Genomic DNA, 20,311 nt, shown 5'->3' on the forward strand with positions numbered 1-20,311 from the left:
GGGTATATGTCAATATTGTTTTACATTAATGGGATCTTCTAGTCCCTACGAATTCAAGCGTCTTTTGTGCCTGGTCAAGCCCCTGTTCAGCCGCTTTTTGAAACCATGAGAGCGCTTCTATTTTGTTTTGCTTTACTCCCAAACCGTTGTAGTACATCAGTCCTAGATGAAACTGCGCAATATCAAGCCCTTGCTCTGCTGCTTTTTTATACCACTTGAAAGCCTCTTTGCGGTCTTGTTTTACCCCGTCTCCTTTGTCATACATCAGTCCTAAGGCAAATTGAGCTTCGTCAAAACCTTGTTCAGCCGCCTTTCGATACCATTTGAGAGCTGATTTTCTGTCCTGCGGGACTAGTGTTCCCTTTATTAATATGAGCCCGACAGCATACTGAGCATCCGCTACCCCGCGCTCAGCAGCCTTGCGATACCACTTGAACGCCTCTTTCGGATCATGTGAAATCCCGTCGCCACGATCATAAAGCAGACCTAAGTTATACTGGGCTCTGGCATAACCTTGGTCTGCCGCTTTGCGATACCACTTGAACGCCTCCTTTTTGTCTTGAGCAATTCCATCACCCTTGTCATAGAGGACGCCAAGCTGGTATTGAGCTCTAGCAAGACCTTGCTCGGCAGCTTTGTGGTACCAATACGCCGCTTTCTCCTTGTTCTGATCTACCCCTTCTCCGGAGTCATATTTCAGGCTTAAATTAAGCTGGGCATTGGCATGCCCCTGATCCGCAGCTTTCTGATACCAGCGGACCGCCTCAGTTTTGTCTTGTTTTACCCCATCACCGCGCTCATACATCTGGGCCAGAGTAAACTGAGCATCCGCTAGCCCTTGATCAGCTGCTTTCTTATACCATTTTGCCGCCTCTTTCTTATCCTGTTTGACCTCTTCACCAATGGAGTAAAAAAGACCGAGTGTCGTTTGTGCCCTCGCATACCCGAGTTCAGCAGACTTTCGATACCATTTTACCGCCTCTCTGCGATCCTGCCTGACGCCTTTGCCATTTGAATACATCTGCCCAACCTGGAACAGAGATCTGGCGCTACCGTCGGTCCGGAATTCTCTTATTGCGGTTGCATAATCCCCTTCGTTATATGCCTTTTGAGCGGAGTTAAAATCCGCAAAAACGGTCTGCGCGACCAAAGTTATGACAATGCCAATTAACCCAGATTTATAGAACATTGAATACTCCCTTTTTTGCAAATTCTCGCAATAATAACCTGACTGAATTTCAGCAACAACAGGAATTTGATTTATGCAATGTTTCCAAATAAATATAAAGGATACCATTCCCTGACAACCTTGACAGATTCAGGGTATTTCGGTATAAGGGTGCAAGCTGTTTGACCTTCCGGATACGGGACATATATGTTTATCATTGCTAATTTCCTTAAGGCAGTCGCCAGTATCGCCGACACCATCCTAACGATTTACATGTATGTACTGATTGCTCGGGCCATCCTTTCCTGGGTAAATCCTGATCCGTACAACCCAATAGTAAATTTTCTTTATCGAGCAACAGAACCTTTGCTTCAGAGGGTTCGCAGAGTGCTTCCCAACACCGGCGGTCTTGATCTGTCACCACTGATGATCCTGCTGGCGATATTTTTTATCCAGAAATTCATTATCGCATCTCTTTTTGAACTTGCCGACCGAATGAAATTCGGTATGGGGGTCTGAACATGCAGATATCGCCGTTGGACATTCAACAGCAACAGTTTAAAGGAAAGATGATAGGTGGGCTTGATCCTGACGACGTCGATTCATTTCTGCAACAGGTATCTCAAGAGATGGAGAGGCTGATCCGGGAAAATTCTGAATTAAAAGAACAATGCCGCAAATCGACTTTCGAAATGGACGATCTGCGCCAGCGGGAAACCAACCTACGTGAGACAATGCTTGCCGCACAAAAAATAACTGAAGAGATGAAAGCAAATGCCCAGAAGGAAGCGACTCTTCTTATATCTGAGGCTGAAATCAAAGCTGAACGAATTCTTGCCGACGCCGAAAACCGACTTTTGCAACTAAACACCCAAATTCAGGATCTTCGTCGCGAAAAACTCCAGTTTGAAACATCATTCAAATCCATTCTTGAAAACCATCTTAAACTCCTCAACACCAATGTCGAATGATTTAGCAAAACCTCCATTGAATGTCACTTCCACCGGCGAAGGAGCGACATTTTTAGTACATGTTCAACCACGCGCAAGCAGAATGGAAATAAGCGGCATCCAAGGGGATGGGCTCAAAATTCGACTCACGTCGCCACCGGTTGATGATGCCGCAAATCGTCAACTGGAAGAATTCATTGCCAAGACGCTCGGCATCGCCAAATCAAAGGTATCTGTAATTTCCGGGGCAAAATCCCGACAAAAGCGCCTGCTTGTTCGTGGCACTGATGCAGAAACCGTTGCTTTAATTTTAATGAACAGCCTTGACAAAACCGTATCCAAATCACTATATTAATCAAAGATAAACGTTTCAAAGGAGGACCATGAATAATGCCGATATACGAATATGAATGTAACGCATGCCACCATAACTTTGAGCTTCGCCAGAAGTTTTCCGATGAGCCGGCTAAGACATGCCCCAGTTGCGGCGGTGAAGTCAAGAAGCTTATCTCCTCCGCTGCCTTCTCTCTCAAAGGTGGCGGGTGGTATTCAGAGGGTTACAGCACTGGCTCTAAAAACGAAGCCCCGACCTGCCCTTCCGGCGGCAGTTGTGCCGGCTGCCCATCGGCTGCCGCGGCATAATCTCCAGATTCAATAATTGAAAAAAACCTCCCTCTCGGAGGTTTTTTTATGCAATAGATTGTAAACCTTTACAAGAAACCATAGACTGCCTTATTATGCACAAAATTTTCCAAGGAGCTGAGAAAGATGGCAAACCTTATTGACGGCAAGGCGATAGCCGCTAAAATCCGTGGTGAAATCTCTACTGAGGTTGCTGAACTCAAGAACAAGGGGGTTATCCCCGGTCTTGCAGTGGTGCTGGTTGGAGAGGATCCGGCAAGCAAGGTGTACGTCAGCATGAAGGAAAAAGCGTGTCAGGACGTGGGAATATTTTCTGACGAGCATAAACTCCCAGCAGACACCACGGAAACAGAACTCCTTGACCTGATAGACAAACTGAACTGCGATCTCAGAATCCACGGCATCCTGGTGCAACTCCCCCTCCCCAAGCAGATAAACACGGAAAGAGTCCTGGAAGCGATATCTCCGCACAAAGATGTTGACGGATTTCATCCCTACAATGTCGGCAGGCTGGTGGTGGGAAAACCTGTCTTTCAACCTTGTACACCTTATGGTGTTATGGTCATGCTCAAGGAGACCGGCATCGATCTTAATGGCAAGGAAGTGGTGGTTGTCGGGCGATCGAATATTGTTGGAAAACCTGTTGCCCTGATGTGCCTGGCGCAGCATGCAACTGTTACCATCTGCCATTCCAGAACCAAGGACCTGGCGGCAAAGATAGGAAACGCCGATGTCGTGATTGCTGCGGTTGGCGTGCCAGAAATGATAAAAGGGGACTGGATCAAACAGGGCGCCGTTGTAATTGATGTCGGCGTCAATCGTGTTGGAGAAAAGAAATTGGTTGGTGACGTGGAATTTGCCCGAGCCTCTGAGCGCGCATCGGCTATCACCCCTGTACCAGGCGGTGTCGGCCCTATGACCATAACCATGCTGCTGCAGAATACCGTTGAATCAGCAAGGAGAACCTGCCGGTGATCGTAAGCCAGCAGAAACCGCTGGATGAGATACTTTCTGAACTAAGTGGAATGTCTCGACTGTTTCTGGTAGGGTGCGCCAAATGCGCAACTGTCTGCAAAGCAGGTGGCGAAGAAGAGGTCTGGCAGATGCAGGAGAATCTATTGGCACTCGGTCTGGAGGTTACCGGCTCGATCGTCATCGACGAAGTCTGCCACATGCTCCGGACAGCCAGAGATTTACGCTCCCGTAAGGAAATGTTGGACGAGGCTGAGGCGATCCTGGTGCTTGCCTGTGGCGCCGGAGTGCAGTCTGTTTCTTCTACCACATCGAAAAGAACCATTGCCGGGCTGGACACCAAATTCCTCGGAAATGTTAGAAGGCTCGGCCAATTCGAGCAGAAATGCTCCCTGTGCGGCGAATGCCTGCTTTCTAGAACCGGCGGTATCTGTCCGGTGACTATTTGCCCGAAGGGGCTTTTGAACGGCCCCTGCGGCGGAATGGTAAACGGCTTGTGCGAAATCGATCCCGAAGCCGAATGCGCCTGGAAGTTGATATTTGACCGGCTTTCCGATCGCGGCGATGTCGATCGCATCAAAACAACCATCCCTCCCAAAGACAACTCCTCCCGCAAGCGTCCGGGCCGGTTGAAGCTGGAGAAATAGATGCCGTCACCTCTTCAGGCTAAACTCGCCGCCGACAGTTTCGTCATCACCGCAGAGGTATGCCCGCCAAAAGGAAGCGACTGCGCACAATTCTTGAATGTTTCGCGCGCTCTCTCTGATCAGGTAGATGCAATAAACATCACGGACAACCAGGGGGCGAACATGCGGATCTCCTCCCTGGCCGCTTCCGCCCTGCTGATCAGGGATGGCATCGAGCCGATTTTCCAGCTCACCTGCAGGGACCGGAACCGGCTTGCCCTCCAGAGCGACCTGCTCGGCGCCGCTGCCCTTGGTGTTACCAACATTCTGGCGCTCACCGGGGACTACATCAGTTTCGGCGATCATCCCCAAGGGAAACCGGTTTTCGATCTCGACTCGGTCCAGCTTCTGCGGACAATTGATGGGCTCAACAACGGCAAGGATATGAACGGCCATCAGTTGAGCGGCAGCACCACTTTTTTTTGCGGAGCTGCTGCTGCACCGGATGCAGAACCCTTTGAACTTTCACTTATCAAGCTGGAGAAGAAGGTGGCGGCAGGTGCCAGATTCTTCCAGACCCAGGCCATCTTCGATCTCAAGAAGCTGGAGCGATTCAAAAAAGCAACCCGGCATTTGCAGGTCAAGACAATTGCCGGTATCCTGTTACTCAAATCTGCCGGAATGGCTCGATACATCAACAAGCACATTCCGGGGCTCACGATACCGGATATTATAATCGACCAGCTTGCAGGTGCTCCTGACCCTGCAATGAAAGGGCTGGAGATTGCCTGTCGCCTGGCAGTAGAAGCGGCACCTCTTTGCGACGGCATACACATCATGGCCATGGGGCGCGAAGAACTGATTCCAAACATAGTTGAAACTCTGAAGCGCTAGACTCCGGATGCCGGGCAGATCAAGTCACTCCCGTATATCTATTACCTTTGAGAAGGAGATGCTCCGATGCAGGTAAAAAAGGCTGTTTTCCCGGTTGCAGGGCTCGGCACCAGGTTTCTGCCGGCAACCAAGTCATCGCCGAAAGAGATGCTGCCGCTGATCGACAAGCCTCTGGTGCAATATGTCGTGGAAGAGGCTGTTGCTTCCGGAATCGAGCAGATCCTGTTCGTCACCGGGCGGGGAAAGCGGGCGCTTGAGGATCATTTCGACATCGCATTCGAACTGGAGGCCCACCTGTACGACAAGGGCAAAGACAAGGAGCTTTCACACATACGCGAAATAGCCGAAATGGTGGACATTTTCTATGTTAGACAGAAGGAAGCCAAGGGGCTTGGCCATGCCATTCTCTGCGCCAAAGACTTCATCGGCAATGAGCCTTTCGCCGTGCTTCTCGGCGACGACATCATCGACTCCGAACGCCCCTGCCTTGGGCAGCTGCTCGACGTCTACCGCAAATATCGCGGACCGGTGCTGGCTCTGGAAAAAGTACCGATGGAACTGATCTCGTCCTATGGCTGCGTGAAGGCGAATGCCATCTCGGAACGGGTGTTTGAGGTCGTTGATATGGTGGAAAAGCCAAAACAAGAGGAGGCGCCATCCGACCTGGCAATCATCGGACGGTATGTCCTTACCCCGGACATCTTCCCGATCCTGCAACACCAGGCACCGGGCAAAGGAGGAGAAATTCAGCTGACCGACGCCATTTTGAAGCTGTCACAAGACGAGGCAATTTACGGCTGCCAGTTTGAGGGGAAGCGCCATGACTGCGGAGATAAGCTCGGCTTTCTCAAGGCAACTGTAGATATGGCTCTCAAGCGCGAGGAGTTCAGCGAGGAGTTCAGGAAGTACCTGAAAGGATTGAATCTATAGGCACATTTTAATAAAGGCGACCACGAAGTGATCCGCTGGAAATTCCGTAATGGAAAAATGCAATCAAGTGAAATCTTTCCTTGTCATATCCTTTTGGCAAAGAGCCTACCGGGCCTATAAGACCCAGAGTCCGCCTGACTTCGTCATCCAGAATCCTGCTGCCGGAACTTTCAAGTATCTCAACTTGCTCGATCTCACCTTTGCGATTGAAAGTAATTCTTACCGGCGTGACCCCTTCTATCCCTAACTTTACAGCTTCAGAAGGATAACGCCACACCCCGTAAACCGCAGTTTCAAAACGCCTCAGAAAAGATCCGAATAGAATGTCGTCGGTATTCAGAAATTTGGTATCGCTCTCCTTTACCTCTTCTTCATACTTCTTCCGGTAACTCTCCTCAATCCGTGCCAGCTTTCCTGAAGTCGGATACAGCTTCGCAAGATCGGAACTACTCTGCTCCTTTGGCTTGAAAAGGCTCTCTTGCGACAACTTTTGACGCTCCAGTTCAACCGAACGCGGTTGTGGCCTTATCTGCGGTTTTGCCGGCGGCATCTCTGCAAAGCGGGCCTTCTTTTCCGTCTGTCGAGAGCCGCGTGGGGCAGTCTCAACCGGAACCCTCTGATAAGATTCCGATTTACGCGGCACTGCGCTTTCCCCCTTAGGGAGTTGTTTGGTAATTTCCGGAATATCCTGCAGATCCACCATGATCGGTTCCTGCGCCGCCTTACGGTCGACCTGCGGCATGAGCAGGAAAAGGAAAAAGAATCCTACATGCAGGAAAAAAGAGAGGGTGAGAGCAAAGCCCATCGATTTTTCTAGGGGATTATAATGCATTAAAGGTCTGTTGTCTCATGGTTGGTAACAGTGGAATTGTATTCCGGCGTCTGTCAAAATGCAACCTTTACAGCCCAAAACAGACTCCCGCCGTTATCAATTGACACCACAACTCCATTGACCTATTATCCGCTGTCGCAGCAAATCTAGGAACGGACAGAAAATTATGGCTGAAAGTACAATGCTCTGGCTGGTTTTTGCCGGTATCATGACGATCATGTTCGCACTGGACTTAGGAGTTTTGAACCGCAAGAGCCACGAAATACGATTTCGCGAGGCTCTAGGCTGGACCATCACCTGGGTACTGCTGGCGCTGGCGTTCAATATCTGGATATATGTCGAGATGGGAGAGCAAAAGGCCCTTGAATTCTTTACCGGTTACCTGATCGAAGAGTCTCTTTCCGTGGACAACCTCTTCGTTTTCATAATGATCTTTTCTTATTTCCACATCTCCAAAGTCCACCAGCCCAAAATCCTCAAGTGGGGGATCATCGGCGCACTGCTGATGCGTGCGGGCTTCATCTTTGCCGGCATTGGGCTTATTGAGCGTTTCCACTGGATGCTGTACATTTTCGGCGGGATTCTTATTGTAACCGGGTTCAAGATGGCTTTCGGCAAGGAAGAGAAGATCGAACCGGAAAAAAACCTTCTGGTCAGGCTGGTCCGACGATTCATGCCTATAACAAAAAGGGTCCGAGACGACCGCTTTTTTCTGAGAAGAAGCGGCATCACCGCCGCTACCCCCCTCTTCCTGACCCTGCTTGTTGTCGAATCAAGCGACGTGATTTTCGCCATTGATTCGATTCCGGCTGTGCTTTCGGTAACCAGAGACCCGTTCATAGTCTACACGTCGAACGTCTTTGCCATTATGGGTCTCCGATCCCTGTACTACCTGCTCGCACATGTGATGGAGATGTTCGTCTATCTGAAACTGGGAATATCCTTCATCCTTGCCTTTGTCGGCACAAAGATGCTCCTTGCAGACATCTGGCACATTCCGATTCACTTCTCCCTAGGGGTAATAGTTGGGGCGCTGGCAATTGCAATCCTTACCTCGGTTACCATCGGCAAACAGCACAAGCAGTGAACAACCATGCTATGTGAGCATGGTCATCCGCACACGACGGATGCGGCGTCTTTCAAGGCTTTCAACAGTGAACCGCACCCCCCCGAATTCAACACTGTCGCCGACATTGAGCAACCTCCCCGCCTGGGCGAGGACAAATCCGGCAATAGTGGTGTAAGAACCCTCCTCCGGCAGGTCAAGATGAAGGCTCTGATTAGCGTCCCTAACGGTCAGCATGCCGTCAAGCAGGTATGTTTCCCCTTCCTTGACTATCTGGGCCAGTGTCTCCTCGTCGAATTCGTCGTCAATTTCGCCCACGATCTCTTCGAGGATATCCTCCATAGTAATGATCCCTTCAATCCCACCGTACTCGTCAACGGCAAAGGCCAAGTGAGTGCGGGTGGCCTGCATCTGCCTGAGTGCCACGCTTAGTTGGGCCGTAGCAGGGATGAACATAGGCGGATGCGTAAGCTTTTCCAGGTCAAAAGTGAGATCCTGAGTAGTTTCCAGATACGGTTCAATATCTCGCCGGAAAAGCACTCCGACAATGCTGTCAAGATGCTCGCGATACACCGGAAGCCTGGAATAGCCGAGTTCCCGGAATGCCCGCTTCGTCTCCTCCAGCGACGCCCCGACTTCCAATGCCGCTACGGCACTACGCGGCACCATGACTTCAATCACTTCAGCATCGGCAAACTCGAAAACCCCGTGCAGAAGCTTCTGTTCTTCCGGCTCCAGGTTGCCGCTTTTCTGCGAGGCGTCAATCAGATGCCTCAGCTCATCGGCCGTATATACAGATGCATGCTCAACAGTTGGGTGAAGGCCGAAAATACGCACTGTTCGAATGCCTGCCCAGTCAAGAAACCGGATCGGCCAGCGGAATACCTTCTGAAAAAACCGCATCGGCCAGGCAATAGCCAGCGCCACCTTTTCGGCACGCTCAAGCGCAAGGGTCTTGGGAGCCAGTTCCCCCAGAACTATATGCAAAACCGTTATTGCCGTGAATGCAAGTGCAAAGGAGATTGTGTGTCGAGCGGCATCGGAAACCTGGCCTCGAAGCGGAATTTCCAGCAGACGGGCAAATGCAGGCTCTCCGATCCAGCCGAGAGCAAGAGACGACATGGTTATGCCAAGCTGAGTGGCAGAGATGTAAATGTTCAGATTATCCACCAACTCCAGCAGTATTTCGGCTCGGCTTTCCACCCCATCTTCGACAAGAGTCAAAACACGTGACCTTCGAACAGCCACAAGTGAAAATTCCGAGGCAACGAAAAAACCGTTTGCCAGAACAAGCAGAATCACCAAACCAATATAAATCACAGTTGATAACATGAACGTGATACGCCCTCGTGTTGACTGTAAGTATTACCATCTGCAAGCGTTGTTGTAAACCACCGTTCATCCGGAATTCTATGGTACACTTTTATACCTTGCTTTTGCCGTGCAATACTGGTACAAAAATATTCATTGCTTGGGAATACGTTCCCCAATTATTCCTTTATTTTCCAGCAAGTTAAACTCACATACGATTCCTCGTTAGGATGAGGCGTTAGCACAAACAAAAGCTACTGCCCAGAAACGTCGAAAGACGCCAATGTGGTAGACCAGGTCTGGCCGGATTAAGGCTTTACTTAAGGTAGCTGGTGATTACACCTACGTTGTGCTCTGCCAAAACTCGACCAGGGGGGAAGTCACAGTGCTGGTCTCTGCACAAAACCCCTTCCCTCCGGAGGGGTTTTGTCGTTATTGGGGGGAACCATGAATCTGATCATAGGCGAGCTTTTCATCAGCTCACTCCTCGGCAAGACCGCAATAAATGATCTCGGTCAGGATATCGGTAAACTGGTTGACCTGATCATGGTTCCGGGCGAGACCTTCCCCGTGGTTTCCCATATTATCCTGAAAAACAGACGTGGGCACTGTGCAGTATCCTGGGATCAGATATCGTTATTCAATCGGGCGGTGATTTCTGTCTCCATGGAGACGCCAGAATCATTGCCCCTGCATGACCATGCCGAAGGGGAAATATTAGTAAAGCGGGATATCCTCGACAAACAGATAGTTGATGTCGATGGCGCCAAAGTGGTACGAGTCAACGACATCAAACTGGGCCGGTTCAACGAGCAGCTCTGCATCATATCGGTAGACATAGGATTTCGCGGGCTTCTACGCCGCTTGGGCTATGAACGGTTCGGAGAGTCTATTGCCGGGATTTTCCGCCAACAGATCCCGGAAAATGTGATCAGTTGGCGGTTTGTCCAGCCACTGGAAATGCACACCTCTCGACTGGCCCTTACCGTTGCCAGAGATCAGATGAAAGAACTGCATCCTGCCGACTTGGCAGACATCATCGAACAGATTCCTGTCACCAATATTCAGACGGTCTTGAATTCCATTGATTCCGAAACTGCCGGCGACACGCTTTACGAGCTGGAGCCGGAATTCCGGAATAAGCTTATCGAGCAGCTCGGGAGTGAACAGGCTTCCGACATCCTCGAAGAGATGGCTCCTGATGAAGCTGCCGATGTTCTGGCAGACCTGCCGGAAGAAAAAGCCCAGGAATTACTGGGGCTTATGGAAGCAGATGAGGCAGAAGAGATTCAGGAACTGATGGAGCACGAGGAGGATTCCGCCGGCGGGTTCATGAACTCCGAGTTCCTCTCGTTAACAAGTGACATGACCATCGAAGATGCTCTCCGACAGGTTCGACTCGTGGCACCCGACATCGATACTGTGTATTATGCCTATGTACTTGACGATGATGACCGTCTCGAGGGTGTCGTGAGTCTCAAGGACCTTTTGGTTAACCCGCAGGACCGGGCCATAGCCGAGCTTATGGAAGACAATGTGAAGGCTGTGCATGTCGATTCCGAACCGGAGGAGATCTATCACCTGATGACCAAATATAACCTCATCGCCATCCCGGTGCTTGATAATGAAGAAAAAATGGCCGGGATCGTAACTGTTGACGATATACTGCAGCATTTCCTGCCGCACCTGGTACGTCGCAAGCGTCATCTATACCACTGATCAGGAGGATCGATGTTTACCGGCATCAGCCTGATGAAGTTCATAAAACCGCTTGGCAAGGTCAACAGGAAGAATATCATTCTCTTCCTTGCAATATTGGGGCCCGGAATCATCACGGCAAATGTGGACAACGACGCCGGCGGCGTCACCACCTACTCCCTTGCCGGCGCCCATTTCGGCAACTCCATCCTCTGGGTTATGATTCCCACAATGGTTGCCTTGGTGGTTATCCAGGAGATGTGCGCCCGAATGGGTGCCGTTACCGGCAAGGGGCTGTCCGACCTGATCCGCGAATCATTCGGCGTCAAAGTGACCTTCTATGTCATGGTTGCCTTGCTGCTCACAAACCTCGGCAATTCGGTCTCGGAATTCGCCGGAATCGCCGCGAGTCTCGAGATTTTCGGCATCAGCAAATATATCTCTGTACCCTTCGCAGCACTGCTCGTCTGGCTGCTCATTGTCAAAGGCTCATATAAGCTTGTGGAAAAAGTATTCCTGATTGCCTGCACCATATACATCGCCTATCCGATAGCAGCCTTCATGGCAAAGCCCGACTGGGGCACCATAATGACCGCTACGGTCGTCCCGACAATCAATACGGACAGCGCCTACCTGATGACGATCATCGGTGTCGTCGGCACTACCATTGCCCCATGGATGCAGTTTTATCAGCAGGCTGCAGTGGTCGAAAAAGGGGTAACCATCGAACAATACAGTTTCTCGCGCCTCGATGTCTTTGTCGGCTGCATCATGGCCATCGTGGTTGCCTTTTTCATCGTAGTTGCCTGTTCTTCCACGATTCACACGCAAGGGCTCAGAATTGAGACCGCAGCAGATGCGGCTATGGCGCTCAAGCCACTGGTCGGTCAGTATGCCTCAACCCTGTTTGCCATTGGGCTTTTCAATGCTTCTCTGTTTGCTGCCTGTATACTGCCACTATCTACTTCATACTATGTCTGCGAGGGGATGGGGTGGGAGTCGGGCATCGACCGGAACTTCAAGGAAGCACCGCAGTTTTTCTGGCTGTTTACCATCATAATCATTCTCAGCGCCGCACTGATACTTATACCGAACGCACCGTTGATAACAATAATGTTCCTCTCCCAGGTTGTTAATGGCATCATGCTCCCCTTTGTCCTCATCTTCATGCTCATCCTGATCAACAATAAACGACTAATGGGACGTTATCGCAACGGTCCGGTCTTCAACATTATTGCCTGGGCAACCGCGGGAATCACAATTCTGCTGACTCTGCTCATGACCATTGATATGGTATATCCTGGAGCTATTGCCAGAATGTTCTCCTGATTTAGTTCTCAAGAGAATCTTTCCGCAGTCGATAATATCATCAACTAACCCCAAAATCTCTCTTGACAGGGTTAATCCAAACGCTATACTGATAACAATGAATGATCTTTAACAATATGCTCTGGGCTGCAGGTAAGACGAGTAAGGAACCTGACTATTAAAGTCACTCACAAGCTCAAGTGCAGGCGCGGTGTGCAGGCCCTCCAACAAGAGGGAAGCCTGAAGCGTCTTCTCGGGCAAAGATGGAACCCTGGTCAGTGACTTAATCAGCTACGGCAAACTGGAGCGTAATGTAAAAGCCCGGGCGATCGCCCGGGCTTTTAAGTTTCAAAGTAGCTATAGCAGCGGGATATCAGACCTCACCGCAAATCCGACGGGACGCCAGCCCGGTTCGCCTCTTCGATCAGAGTTTGCAGCCGTTTTCTGGCGGCCCCCTCCTGCTCTTCAAGAAGCTTTCTTGTATTTTCAAGGCTCTTGTACTCAGAGCGCGCCATCTTGTCGGTATTGGCCAGCCGGGCGTTAATCGCAGCCAGCTGCTCTTTGTAAGACCTGAGATCAGCCTTCAGCTTCCCGAATTCGTTATACCAGTAACTCTCATCTTTCCCACCGAAAAATTTCTTCTTATCGGCGTTGTCAGCGGGCTTAGGCGCATTTCCTCCCTCCGGCTCAACCTGCGGCTTCACCGGCTTTGTCAATTGCGGCTCTTCAACTGCCGTAGCGTCCACGTCCTCTGCAGGATCCTGACCGATCTGTTTGGCCTTGTTCCGGTATTTCTTCGGAATGTTGCCGTAGTCTTCAGTAAACGACGTGATCCCCTGATCATCCTCCCACATATAAACTGCGCAAGATGCATCAACTGCGATCAAGACTGTTAATGCAAAAAAAGCGGCTACCAGTAATTTCATAAGATCTCCTCCTAAACGTTCTCGCTCTACCCCGGCGGCCAGTTAAATTCCCTGCCGGCAAGCAGGTGAAAATGGATATGAAATACCGACTGTCCAGCGCCGGCATTATTGTTGTTCACAATCCGAAATCCCTTGTCGGCAAAACCTTTATCTCGTGCAATTGCGGCTGCCACTTCAAAAACATGACCGACAACGTCACAATCGCCAGGCTCCATATCCAGCGAATTCACAAAATGCCGCCTGGGAATGACCAGCAAATGAACCGGCGCTTTAGGCCCAATGTCTTCAATAACCACAACCCGGTCGTCTTCAAAGACCTTTTTTGCCGGAATATCCCCTTTGATTATCCTGCAGAACAAGCAATCTTCCATATACTCCCCCCCATTAAGCAGATTTTTCGAGGTATATCAAAAATTCGCGATTACCTTTCGGTCCCTTGATCGGAGATTCGACAACTCCCACGACTGTGAGTCCCAACTGCCCGGCTATAAGCTTCACCTTCTCCACAACGTCATGATGTTTGCTTTCATCCCTTACAACCCCACCCTTCCCTACTTCGCCCCGTCCGACCTCGAATTGCGGTTTTATCAGCGCCACAATCCTTGCCAGCGGCTTGATTAGTATTATAACGTGCGGAAGAATCTTGTCGAGCGATATGAAGGAGGCATCAATAACGGCAATATCTGGCATTTCTTCGAGAGCAGCCGGATCCAGGTATCGGATATTGGTCTTTTCCAGGTTTATTACCCGCTCGTCCTGACGAAGCTTCCAGGCAAGCTGGCCATAACCGACATCAACAGCATAGACCTTGCGTGCCCCCCTTTGCAGGAGGCAATCGGTGAAACCGCCGGTAGATGCCCCGACATCGATAGCGACTACGCCCGACACATCGATGGCGAACTCGTCCAGTCCCTTCTGTAACTTCAACCCACCCCGACTGACATAGGGATGATCTTCACCTTTCAAACGTATAGCGGCATCGGAAGGAATCTGCTCACCCGCCTTTAGGATCGCATGGTCTCCGACAATCACCATTCCGGCCATTATCAAGGCCCTGGCCCGCTCCCGAGAAGGCGCCAACCCTCGCTCCACCAAGACCCTATCAAGCCTTTCCTTTGCCTGTTTCATTTGCTGACCCGGACAACCATTAAGAATTATTGACTCTTCTGAAGCTCTGTATTAAATTACCGCAACCTGAGTCAAATCTGATCGATAATTACCACACTACACCATGAAAACGAAGAAAATTGCTCGCACGCTTATTCCTGCTGCAACCCTGATCTGCCTGACCATGACCCAATCGGCCTACTCCTACCAATCTCCCGAGGCCCAGAACTTCATGTCCGGGTTCAACTCATTCAAAAACAAGGATTACCGCACAGCTATAAAACAGCTCGCTACTCTTCTGGAGCAACCGGAATCACAGCTCAGGGAACTCGCCCTGGTTTTCCTGGCCCGCGCTTACTTCAAGGACGGGAATACTGATGAGTCCGCCTACCTCCTGCATCTCTGGAAGCAGGAATTCCCTGACAGCAGCCTGAGAACTACCCTTGAACAGGACCTGTTGCGAGAAACCGCGAAGATCGACATTGCGACGATACTGGCAAAGAAGGAGCAGGAGCGGATTGCCAGGGAAAGGGCGGAACAGGAACGACTGGCAGCTATCAAGGCTGAAGAGGAACGAAAAGCCAGAGAAATGGCAGAGGCTGAACGAATTGCCCGGGAGAAGGCAGCTGCTGAGCGGCTTGCCAATCACAAGGCCGCAATTTACGCGACGGTCAGCACACCAAAACTACTGTTGAGTCTTCCCTCCAATGATCTTGAGGCCGTTGCCGGCAAAGAGATGTCCGTTCTACTGACAGTAACCAATCCGGGCATCTTGCCCGATAGCTTTGCCCTGGCAGCAGCTTTTCCGTCTGGATGGCAGGCGCATTTCGAGGTTGACGGCAAGCAGGCCGAGAAAACTGCTGAAATTGCTCCAGGCTCCAGTGTCAGTGCTATGCTCAGGATAAAACCTCCAAAAACCATTCTCGAAGGACAGCAGCTTTCTCTCCCTATCCGCTTGACCTCACAGATCGCGGGTGATCGCCCCATCAGCAGCGAAATCGCCATGGTTGCGTCAGCACCGATTGTACGGGCGGTAGTCAAGAAGGTTGATTCAGTAGATGGCGACAGTGCTCGTGCCCAATGCCAGGTTTCCGTGCTTAACGTCGGCAGCGCCGATGCCTCGACACTCAACATCAAACTGACCCATTCAGCCTCTCACGTTCCGGAACCGGCAGGCTCAGCGCCATTCAGCATTGTATCCGGAGGTGCAATCAAAATTGGCCAGTTGAACCTGGCATCAGGCGGGCTGCAAGAATTCCTGATCAACTTCAAGGTGAAAGACAGCAACAATAAAGGGATCTCCTGCAAGGCAGAACTTTCACTCGAGTAATACTGCTGAACTAATATTGATCTCAACAAGAAAGGGCCTCACGGATCGCCGTGAAGCCCTTTCTTATTTCCGTCATCGATTCTGGATCATTGTATTACTTTTATTTCAAAGTCAGAAGCATTCAATAAACCAGTATTGCCGTTAACATCGATCGGCACCACACTAAAGGATGGCAAAGCAGGATTATAGCCGTATGTAGCCGTAAGAAGAAGATTAGAAGACGAGAGCATTGTATTGGGCGCAAGATTCACAAATGTTGAAAGTCCGTTTGACTGCTGCACTGCCGCTACGGTAAATCCGGAATTATAGTCCACAATGCTGCTGGTATTGGAACTAGCTCCGGCGACTATGTTAAATCTAATGTTCGATACTTGGCTGCCGTTCAGTTTAGCGGCCCCAGCTGAGGTAAGATAGACACCGAACTTGGTCCTCCCGGTTTCGGCAAGGCACGAGGTTGTCGCAGCTCCGACAGACCCATTCTGATAGGTCGCCTTTACCGTTACCGTCCCAATATCGCTGCACTTAAGGTAAACAACCGCTTTCCCGGGAAAAGAGGTGTTTGGTAATCCGACTGTCGAAACAGCGGTGCTGGCATAAGAACCGTTCATGTTCCAGATGCCGTCAAGCACTCGAATTAAACCCGGTGTAGTAGAAGTGAAGTTGATCGTGGTGCCGCCTGCTACGGTCGGAGAAGTCGATGCAATCACGAATACCGGGCCACGGGCCGTGGTTAAGGTGGAGTAGCTCGACAAGGTTGTTACCGGTTGCGCCTTGGCAGCAGAAAGGCTGGCCGATGTCGCCGATGAAAAAGTCCCGCCATTGGCAGCAATATCGGCAACAAGGCTGCTAAGCAGCGCCTCGACCGTCTTAGCAGGAGTAGCGCCGGTGCTCATCCTGGAGATGGCGACCAGATTCAAAGTGTATTTTTCGGCATTGGTGGCAGCGCCTGTCGACGGCAGCGCCGAAGGAGCGACAGGCAACGTAGTGATGATGTTATCGATGTCAAAAAGCGTACTAGTAGAGCTATTAGCACTGTTTATTGTCGAAGTTGATAGCGGTCCTGCTGCCAAAGCGCGTTGGGCGGCAATCTCGGTAAGCGGGGTAACGACAGCCGATACCGGCGCGCCGCTAGTGGCATTGCCGACAAACGCCCGGAGGCCGGACGGCGCCTGATCGGCAAGGTTTACGGTATTGCCGGTAGCCTCGTCAAGATAGGTTCCACCGGTAACTTTGATCATTAACGGACCGCTGTAGCTTCCGATATCGATGCTATACGTGCCGTCGCTCGCGGTTGTAACAGTGCTGCCAACCTGAGTGGTGGTCACAACCCCGGCTTCAATTTTATAGGCCTTGACCGTCCCGTCGCTGACAAGCCCCTTGGACACAACACCGCTGAGCTGCGTCACCGGAGTAGAGGTAAATGTGACGGTTGTGCTTGCGGTACCGCCGGTGCATGTTGCAGTGATCGTAAAATCTCCGGCTGTGGAACTCTTGACCTTTGCAGTCGCTGTGTTTGCAGGATTAGCGGAGACGGTTGTATTATAAGTCGCTGTCCCATCTTCAAACCTTGCCGTACCGGCAAGCGTAAATGTAACCGACGTACCTGCAGTCAACGCCGGGGTGAAGGTTGCAGAAACCGTTATCAGATCGGAGTTATTGGCATAGGCAGAAGCCTTGTCCTTGGCAAGGGCAATGTTAACAGGGCCAGGGCTAGGTCCTACACCTCCTCCTCCCCCGCCACCACATGCTACCAGCAGGGTCAACATACCAATCAAATACAAACCTGCCCTAAACAGATTTTTCATGCAGGAGCACCTCCATGTGGGTTGTTGGGTTCACTATAGCAAGAAGCGTGCGACAATGCAAAGAGTTGACAATACAGGTCCAAAAAGTTACGGGGAGCAAAAGCTCCCCGTAAAACGGTGCGAATCGGCGTCGTGTTAATCAGCCGGTGGTAGTCATGACTTTTTTGATAATTTCCCATCCCTTGAGAAGGTCAAGGGCGCGAAGAATTTGATAATCACCCTTAACCTGTTCATCGGTCTTGTAAAGAGGCAACTTCTCTTTCTTGGCATCCTTATCCTTTTCTTTATCCTTTTCCTTGTCTTCGAAATGATTCTCGAGGTCTTTTTCCCGGATATGCATCGAGTCCTTCTTCTCAGTAGTACCCGCAAGCTCAACCTTCTCTACTACGATATCCGGCGTAATCCCCTTGGCCTGGATGGAGCGGCCGCTCGGAGTAAAGTAGCGAGCCGTAGTAAGACGCAAGCCGGAGTTATCGGACAGTTCGATAAGCGATTGAACCGACCCCTTGCCGAAACTCTGGGTCCCCATTATGACGCCGCGCTTATGATCCTGCAGTGCCCCGGCAACAATCTCGGAAGCACTGGCACTACCACCGTTAATAAGCACTACAATGGGATATCCAGGTTCCTTGCTCCCTTTGCGGGAAGTATAACGTACCTTGGAATCCTTTTCTCGTCCTTCAGTATATACAATTAACTCATTTTCCTGGACAAAGTGCTCAGCTACCCGGACCGCCTGATCTAACAACCCACCGGGGTCATTTCTCAAATCCAAAACAAGGCCGCGCAATGAGCCATTGTTCTCCGCTTTCAAAGTGCTCAGCGCCTTGGCAAGATCGTCGTCTGTCTTTTCCTGAAACTGTGCAACCCGCACATATCCGTAACCTTCATCTAGGGTTTTGAATTTAACACTCTTGACCTGAATGATATCTCTGACCAACGGGAAATCCTTGGGCTTGTCAAACCCCTCGCGCATAATTGTCAGGGTAACCTTGGTTCCCTTGGTGCCGCGCATACGCTTTACGGCATCATTAATACTCAGGTCTTTAGTATACTTGTCATCGATCTTGATGATCTGATCTCCTGCTTTTATGCCGGCCTTGAAGGCCGGCGTGTCCTCAATCGGCGAAATAACAGCCAGCATACCGTCTTTGATGGATATTTCGATCCCAAGACCTCCGAACTGGCCCTTAGTATCGATCTTCATCTCCTTGTAGCTTTCAGGAGGCATGAACGAACTGTGGGGGTCAAGCGATGCAAGCATGCCGTTAATTGCACCATAAATGAGCTTTTTGGTGTCAACCTCTTCGACATAACTCTTCTTGACTATTGCCAGGACATCGGTGAAAAGCTCGATTGACTCGTAATCCCCACCTTGCGGCGCAGTGTGCCCCTTTGATCCAAGGCCAATCACTACAGAAATGGCTATTAAGGCTCCGAAACAGATAACAGCTAAACGCTTTTTTTGATTCTTGAACATCATTCCTCCTAATTCTTAGCAGAACGCCATGCTTTGGCGCTCTCGTCATCTCCTTAAATCATCTCAAAATTTAAACGCACATAATGCTTATCTGAACCATGGAGCTGGATCAATCGGCTTCCCCAGATGCCTGAGTTCAAAATAAAGCATTGCCCCTTTGGTTGAATCAAGGTCACCGACGCTGGCGATTACGTCATTGCGCGAGACCTGTGCCCCAACTCTCTTGTTCAATCGGGATGCATGGCCATAGAGGCTGAAATATCCCCCACCATGATCTATTATTACCAGATTGCCATAGCCTTTGAAATAATCGGAAAAAATAACCTGGCCATCAAATACCGACCTTATATCCGACCCTTTCGGAGCTGATATTGAAATACCGTTGCTGATCGTATAGGAGTTGAATTCAGGGTGTTTGTGCCTGCCGAATTGTCCCAGGATTTCGCCCTTTACCGGTATTGCCAATCTACCCCGCTGCGCGGAAAACCCCTTATCTGCTACTGGAGGCAGGGGGTCACGTTCACCAAGAGCCTGCTTTTTTGCAGATTTTCGAGTATAGCTCTTTCTAGTGTTGGCTTCAAGCCTTTCTATCATTGCCTGAAGCCGTCGGGCATTAGCTTCAAGTTCCCGTATAGATGCCTGTTGGCTCTTGGATTTTTCCCTGAGTTTTGAAAGATAGGCGGCTTTTTTCGCTTTTTCTTCCTCAATCTCAATCTTTTTTGCGGCAATACTGGCCATGATCTGTTCCTTCTTAGCCAGATCGCGTTCAAGAACAACCTTCAACCCTTTCAGATGATCAATTTCAGCAGTATATTCGGAAAAAAGAAGCTGGTCGCCATGAAGAATTGCTTGCATATATCTCTGATTTTCCAGCATCTGCGGAAATGTTTCAGAGGCGAAAAACATTCTTGCAGAACCCATCTCTCCTGCTTTGTAAAGAGAAACAAGCCGGCGTCTAATCTGATCACGTTTTTGTTCAGCCGCGGCTGTAACCCGTTTAATCTCTCCCCCGGTCTTCCCCAACACCTTTTCCACATTAATTAGGTCGTTACCGAGCACCTTAAGATTCGCCTCCTTTTGCATCAGGTTGCGATCAATTTGGGACAGTTCAACTGACACCTGCTTTTCTATCTTCTTGTTTTTCTTAAGTTCAGTTTTTTGTTCTTTTATCTCCTGTTTGATCCCATGAAGATCTTCCTTCACGTCAGCAACTGCCGCACCGACAATCCCAATTACAAGCAAGAAAACGGGTAATATCATCTTCAT

The 20,311-nt window shown here is 50.2% G+C and carries 21 protein-coding genes, 1 other RNA gene and 1 riboswitch; of the genes, 13 read left to right on the forward strand and 9 right to left on the reverse strand.

The features are described 5' to 3' along the window. Positions 1–25: 25 nt before the first annotated feature. Complete coding sequence (locus OR1_RS14215; RefSeq protein WP_237754308.1) at positions 26–1,297, reverse strand: tetratricopeptide repeat protein; 1,272 nt, start codon at positions 1,295–1,297, stop codon at positions 26–28. Positions 1,298–1,375: 78 nt separating this feature from the next. Between OR1_RS14215 and OR1_RS14220 the strand changes: the two genes are divergently transcribed. From OR1_RS14220 to galU, 8 genes are all read left to right on the forward strand, one after another. Further along, positions 1,376–1,687, forward strand: coding sequence for a YggT family protein (locus tag OR1_RS14220; protein ID WP_041972563.1), 312 nt, complete (start codon positions 1,376–1,378; stop codon positions 1,685–1,687). Positions 1,688–1,689: 2 nt separating this feature from the next. Beyond that, positions 1,690–2,139 carry a DivIVA domain-containing protein gene (locus OR1_RS14225; RefSeq protein WP_041972564.1) on the forward strand — a complete coding sequence of 150 codons (450 nt, stop codon included), beginning with the start codon at positions 1,690–1,692 and terminating at the stop codon, positions 2,137–2,139. Further along, positions 2,129–2,473: a DUF167 domain-containing protein gene (locus OR1_RS14230; protein WP_041972565.1), complete on the forward strand. Its 345-nt coding sequence runs from the start codon at positions 2,129–2,131 to the stop codon at positions 2,471–2,473. The genes OR1_RS14225 and OR1_RS14230 overlap by 11 nt, the downstream gene beginning before the upstream one ends. Positions 2,474–2,508: 35 nt before the next feature. Further along, a complete protein-coding gene (locus OR1_RS14235) occupies positions 2,509–2,760 on the forward strand; it encodes an FmdB family zinc ribbon protein (protein WP_041972566.1) in 252 nt (83 codons plus the stop codon). A gap of 126 nt (positions 2,761–2,886) precedes the next feature. Further along, the gene (gene folD / locus OR1_RS14240) at positions 2,887–3,735 is read left to right on the forward strand and encodes a bifunctional methylenetetrahydrofolate dehydrogenase/methenyltetrahydrofolate cyclohydrolase FolD (RefSeq protein WP_041972567.1); all 849 of its coding nucleotides are present in this window, start codon (positions 2,887–2,889) and stop codon (positions 3,733–3,735) included. Further along, on the forward strand, positions 3,732–4,379 hold the full coding sequence (locus tag OR1_RS14245; RefSeq protein ID WP_041972568.1) for a methylenetetrahydrofolate reductase C-terminal domain-containing protein: 648 nt from the start codon (positions 3,732–3,734) through the stop codon (positions 4,377–4,379). Before folD ends, OR1_RS14245 begins: the two co-directional genes overlap by 4 nt. Next, positions 4,380–5,252, forward strand: a complete 873-nt coding sequence (locus OR1_RS14250; protein WP_041972569.1) for a methylenetetrahydrofolate reductase — start codon at positions 4,380–4,382, stop codon at positions 5,250–5,252. Positions 5,253–5,318: 66 nt separating this feature from the next. Then, on the forward strand, positions 5,319–6,182 hold the full coding sequence (gene galU, locus OR1_RS14255) for a UTP--glucose-1-phosphate uridylyltransferase GalU (RefSeq protein WP_041972570.1): 864 nt from the start codon (positions 5,319–5,321) through the stop codon (positions 6,180–6,182). Positions 6,183–6,189: 7 nt separating this feature from the next. Here galU and OR1_RS14260 read toward each other — a convergent pair whose 3' ends face one another. Beyond that, positions 6,190–6,987, reverse strand: a complete 798-nt coding sequence (locus tag OR1_RS14260; protein WP_237754309.1) for an energy transducer TonB — start codon at positions 6,985–6,987, stop codon at positions 6,190–6,192. Between the two features lie 193 nt (positions 6,988–7,180). Between OR1_RS14260 and OR1_RS14265 the strand changes: the two genes are divergently transcribed. Beyond that, positions 7,181–8,101, forward strand: a complete 921-nt coding sequence (locus OR1_RS14265) for a TerC family protein (protein ID WP_041972572.1) — start codon at positions 7,181–7,183, stop codon at positions 8,099–8,101. Between the two features lie 9 nt (positions 8,102–8,110). On the opposite strand, the gene OR1_RS14270 is transcribed toward OR1_RS14265, so the two are convergent. Continuing rightward, positions 8,111–9,412, reverse strand: coding sequence for a hemolysin family protein (locus OR1_RS14270; protein ID WP_041972573.1), 1,302 nt, complete (start codon positions 9,410–9,412; stop codon positions 8,111–8,113). Positions 9,413–9,605: 193 nt separating this feature from the next. Continuing rightward, positions 9,606–9,774: riboswitch (M-box (ykoK) riboswitch) on the forward strand. Positions 9,775–9,838: 64 nt separating this feature from the next. Between OR1_RS14270 and OR1_RS14275 the strand changes: the two genes are divergently transcribed. The 3 genes from OR1_RS14275 to ssrS all read left to right on the forward strand — a co-directional run bounded on the left by OR1_RS14275 (position 9,839) and on the right by ssrS (position 12,709). After that, complete coding sequence (locus OR1_RS14275; protein ID WP_052440474.1) at positions 9,839–11,110, forward strand: magnesium transporter; 1,272 nt, start codon at positions 9,839–9,841, stop codon at positions 11,108–11,110. Between the two features lie 12 nt (positions 11,111–11,122). Further along, entirely contained in the window at positions 11,123–12,418 is a 1,296-nt protein-coding gene (locus OR1_RS14280; protein ID WP_152609912.1) for an Nramp family divalent metal transporter, read from the forward strand. A gap of 115 nt (positions 12,419–12,533) precedes the next feature. Further along, a non-coding RNA gene (gene ssrS / locus OR1_RS21695) (6S RNA) lies at positions 12,534–12,709 on the forward strand. Between the two features lie 68 nt (positions 12,710–12,777). Here ssrS and OR1_RS14285 read toward each other — a convergent pair. Genes OR1_RS14285 through OR1_RS14295 form a run of 3 tightly spaced genes read right to left on the reverse strand, consistent with a single transcriptional unit; the run spans position 12,778 to position 14,451 of the window. Continuing rightward, positions 12,778–13,323: a DUF4124 domain-containing protein gene (locus OR1_RS14285; protein ID WP_052440475.1), complete on the reverse strand. Its 546-nt coding sequence runs from the start codon at positions 13,321–13,323 to the stop codon at positions 12,778–12,780. A gap of 26 nt (positions 13,324–13,349) precedes the next feature. Continuing rightward, positions 13,350–13,694 (reverse strand): histidine triad nucleotide-binding protein, encoded by a 345-nt coding sequence (locus tag OR1_RS14290; RefSeq protein WP_041972574.1) that lies wholly within the window; start codon positions 13,692–13,694, stop codon positions 13,350–13,352. 13 nt (positions 13,695–13,707) lie between these two features. Beyond that, the gene (locus tag OR1_RS14295) at positions 13,708–14,451 is read right to left on the reverse strand and encodes a TlyA family RNA methyltransferase (RefSeq protein ID WP_041972575.1); all 744 of its coding nucleotides are present in this window, start codon (positions 14,449–14,451) and stop codon (positions 13,708–13,710) included. Positions 14,452–14,554: 103 nt separating this feature from the next. Here OR1_RS14295 and OR1_RS20960 point away from each other — a divergent pair, with 103 nt between their 5' ends. After that, entirely contained in the window at positions 14,555–15,760 is a 1,206-nt protein-coding gene (locus OR1_RS20960) for an NEW3 domain-containing protein (protein WP_052440476.1), read from the forward strand. Positions 15,761–15,846: 86 nt separating this feature from the next. Here OR1_RS20960 and OR1_RS14305 read toward each other — a convergent pair whose 3' ends face one another. The 3 genes from OR1_RS14305 to OR1_RS14315 all read right to left on the reverse strand — a co-directional run bounded on the left by OR1_RS14305 (position 15,847) and on the right by OR1_RS14315 (position 20,311). Then, positions 15,847–17,565, reverse strand: a complete 1,719-nt coding sequence (locus tag OR1_RS14305) for a hypothetical protein (RefSeq protein ID WP_041972576.1) — start codon at positions 17,563–17,565, stop codon at positions 15,847–15,849. A gap of 139 nt (positions 17,566–17,704) precedes the next feature. Beyond that, positions 17,705–19,045 carry a S41 family peptidase gene (locus OR1_RS14310; protein ID WP_041972577.1) on the reverse strand — a complete coding sequence of 447 codons (1,341 nt, stop codon included), beginning with the start codon at positions 19,043–19,045 and terminating at the stop codon, positions 17,705–17,707. A gap of 87 nt (positions 19,046–19,132) precedes the next feature. Beyond that, positions 19,133–20,311 carry a murein hydrolase activator EnvC gene (locus tag OR1_RS14315; RefSeq protein ID WP_041972578.1) on the reverse strand — a complete coding sequence of 393 codons (1,179 nt, stop codon included), beginning with the start codon at positions 20,309–20,311 and terminating at the stop codon, positions 19,133–19,135.

Source organism: Geobacter sp. OR-1 (genome assembly GCF_000813145.1).
Lineage (GTDB): Bacteria > Desulfobacterota > Desulfuromonadia > Geobacterales > DSM-12255 > Geoanaerobacter.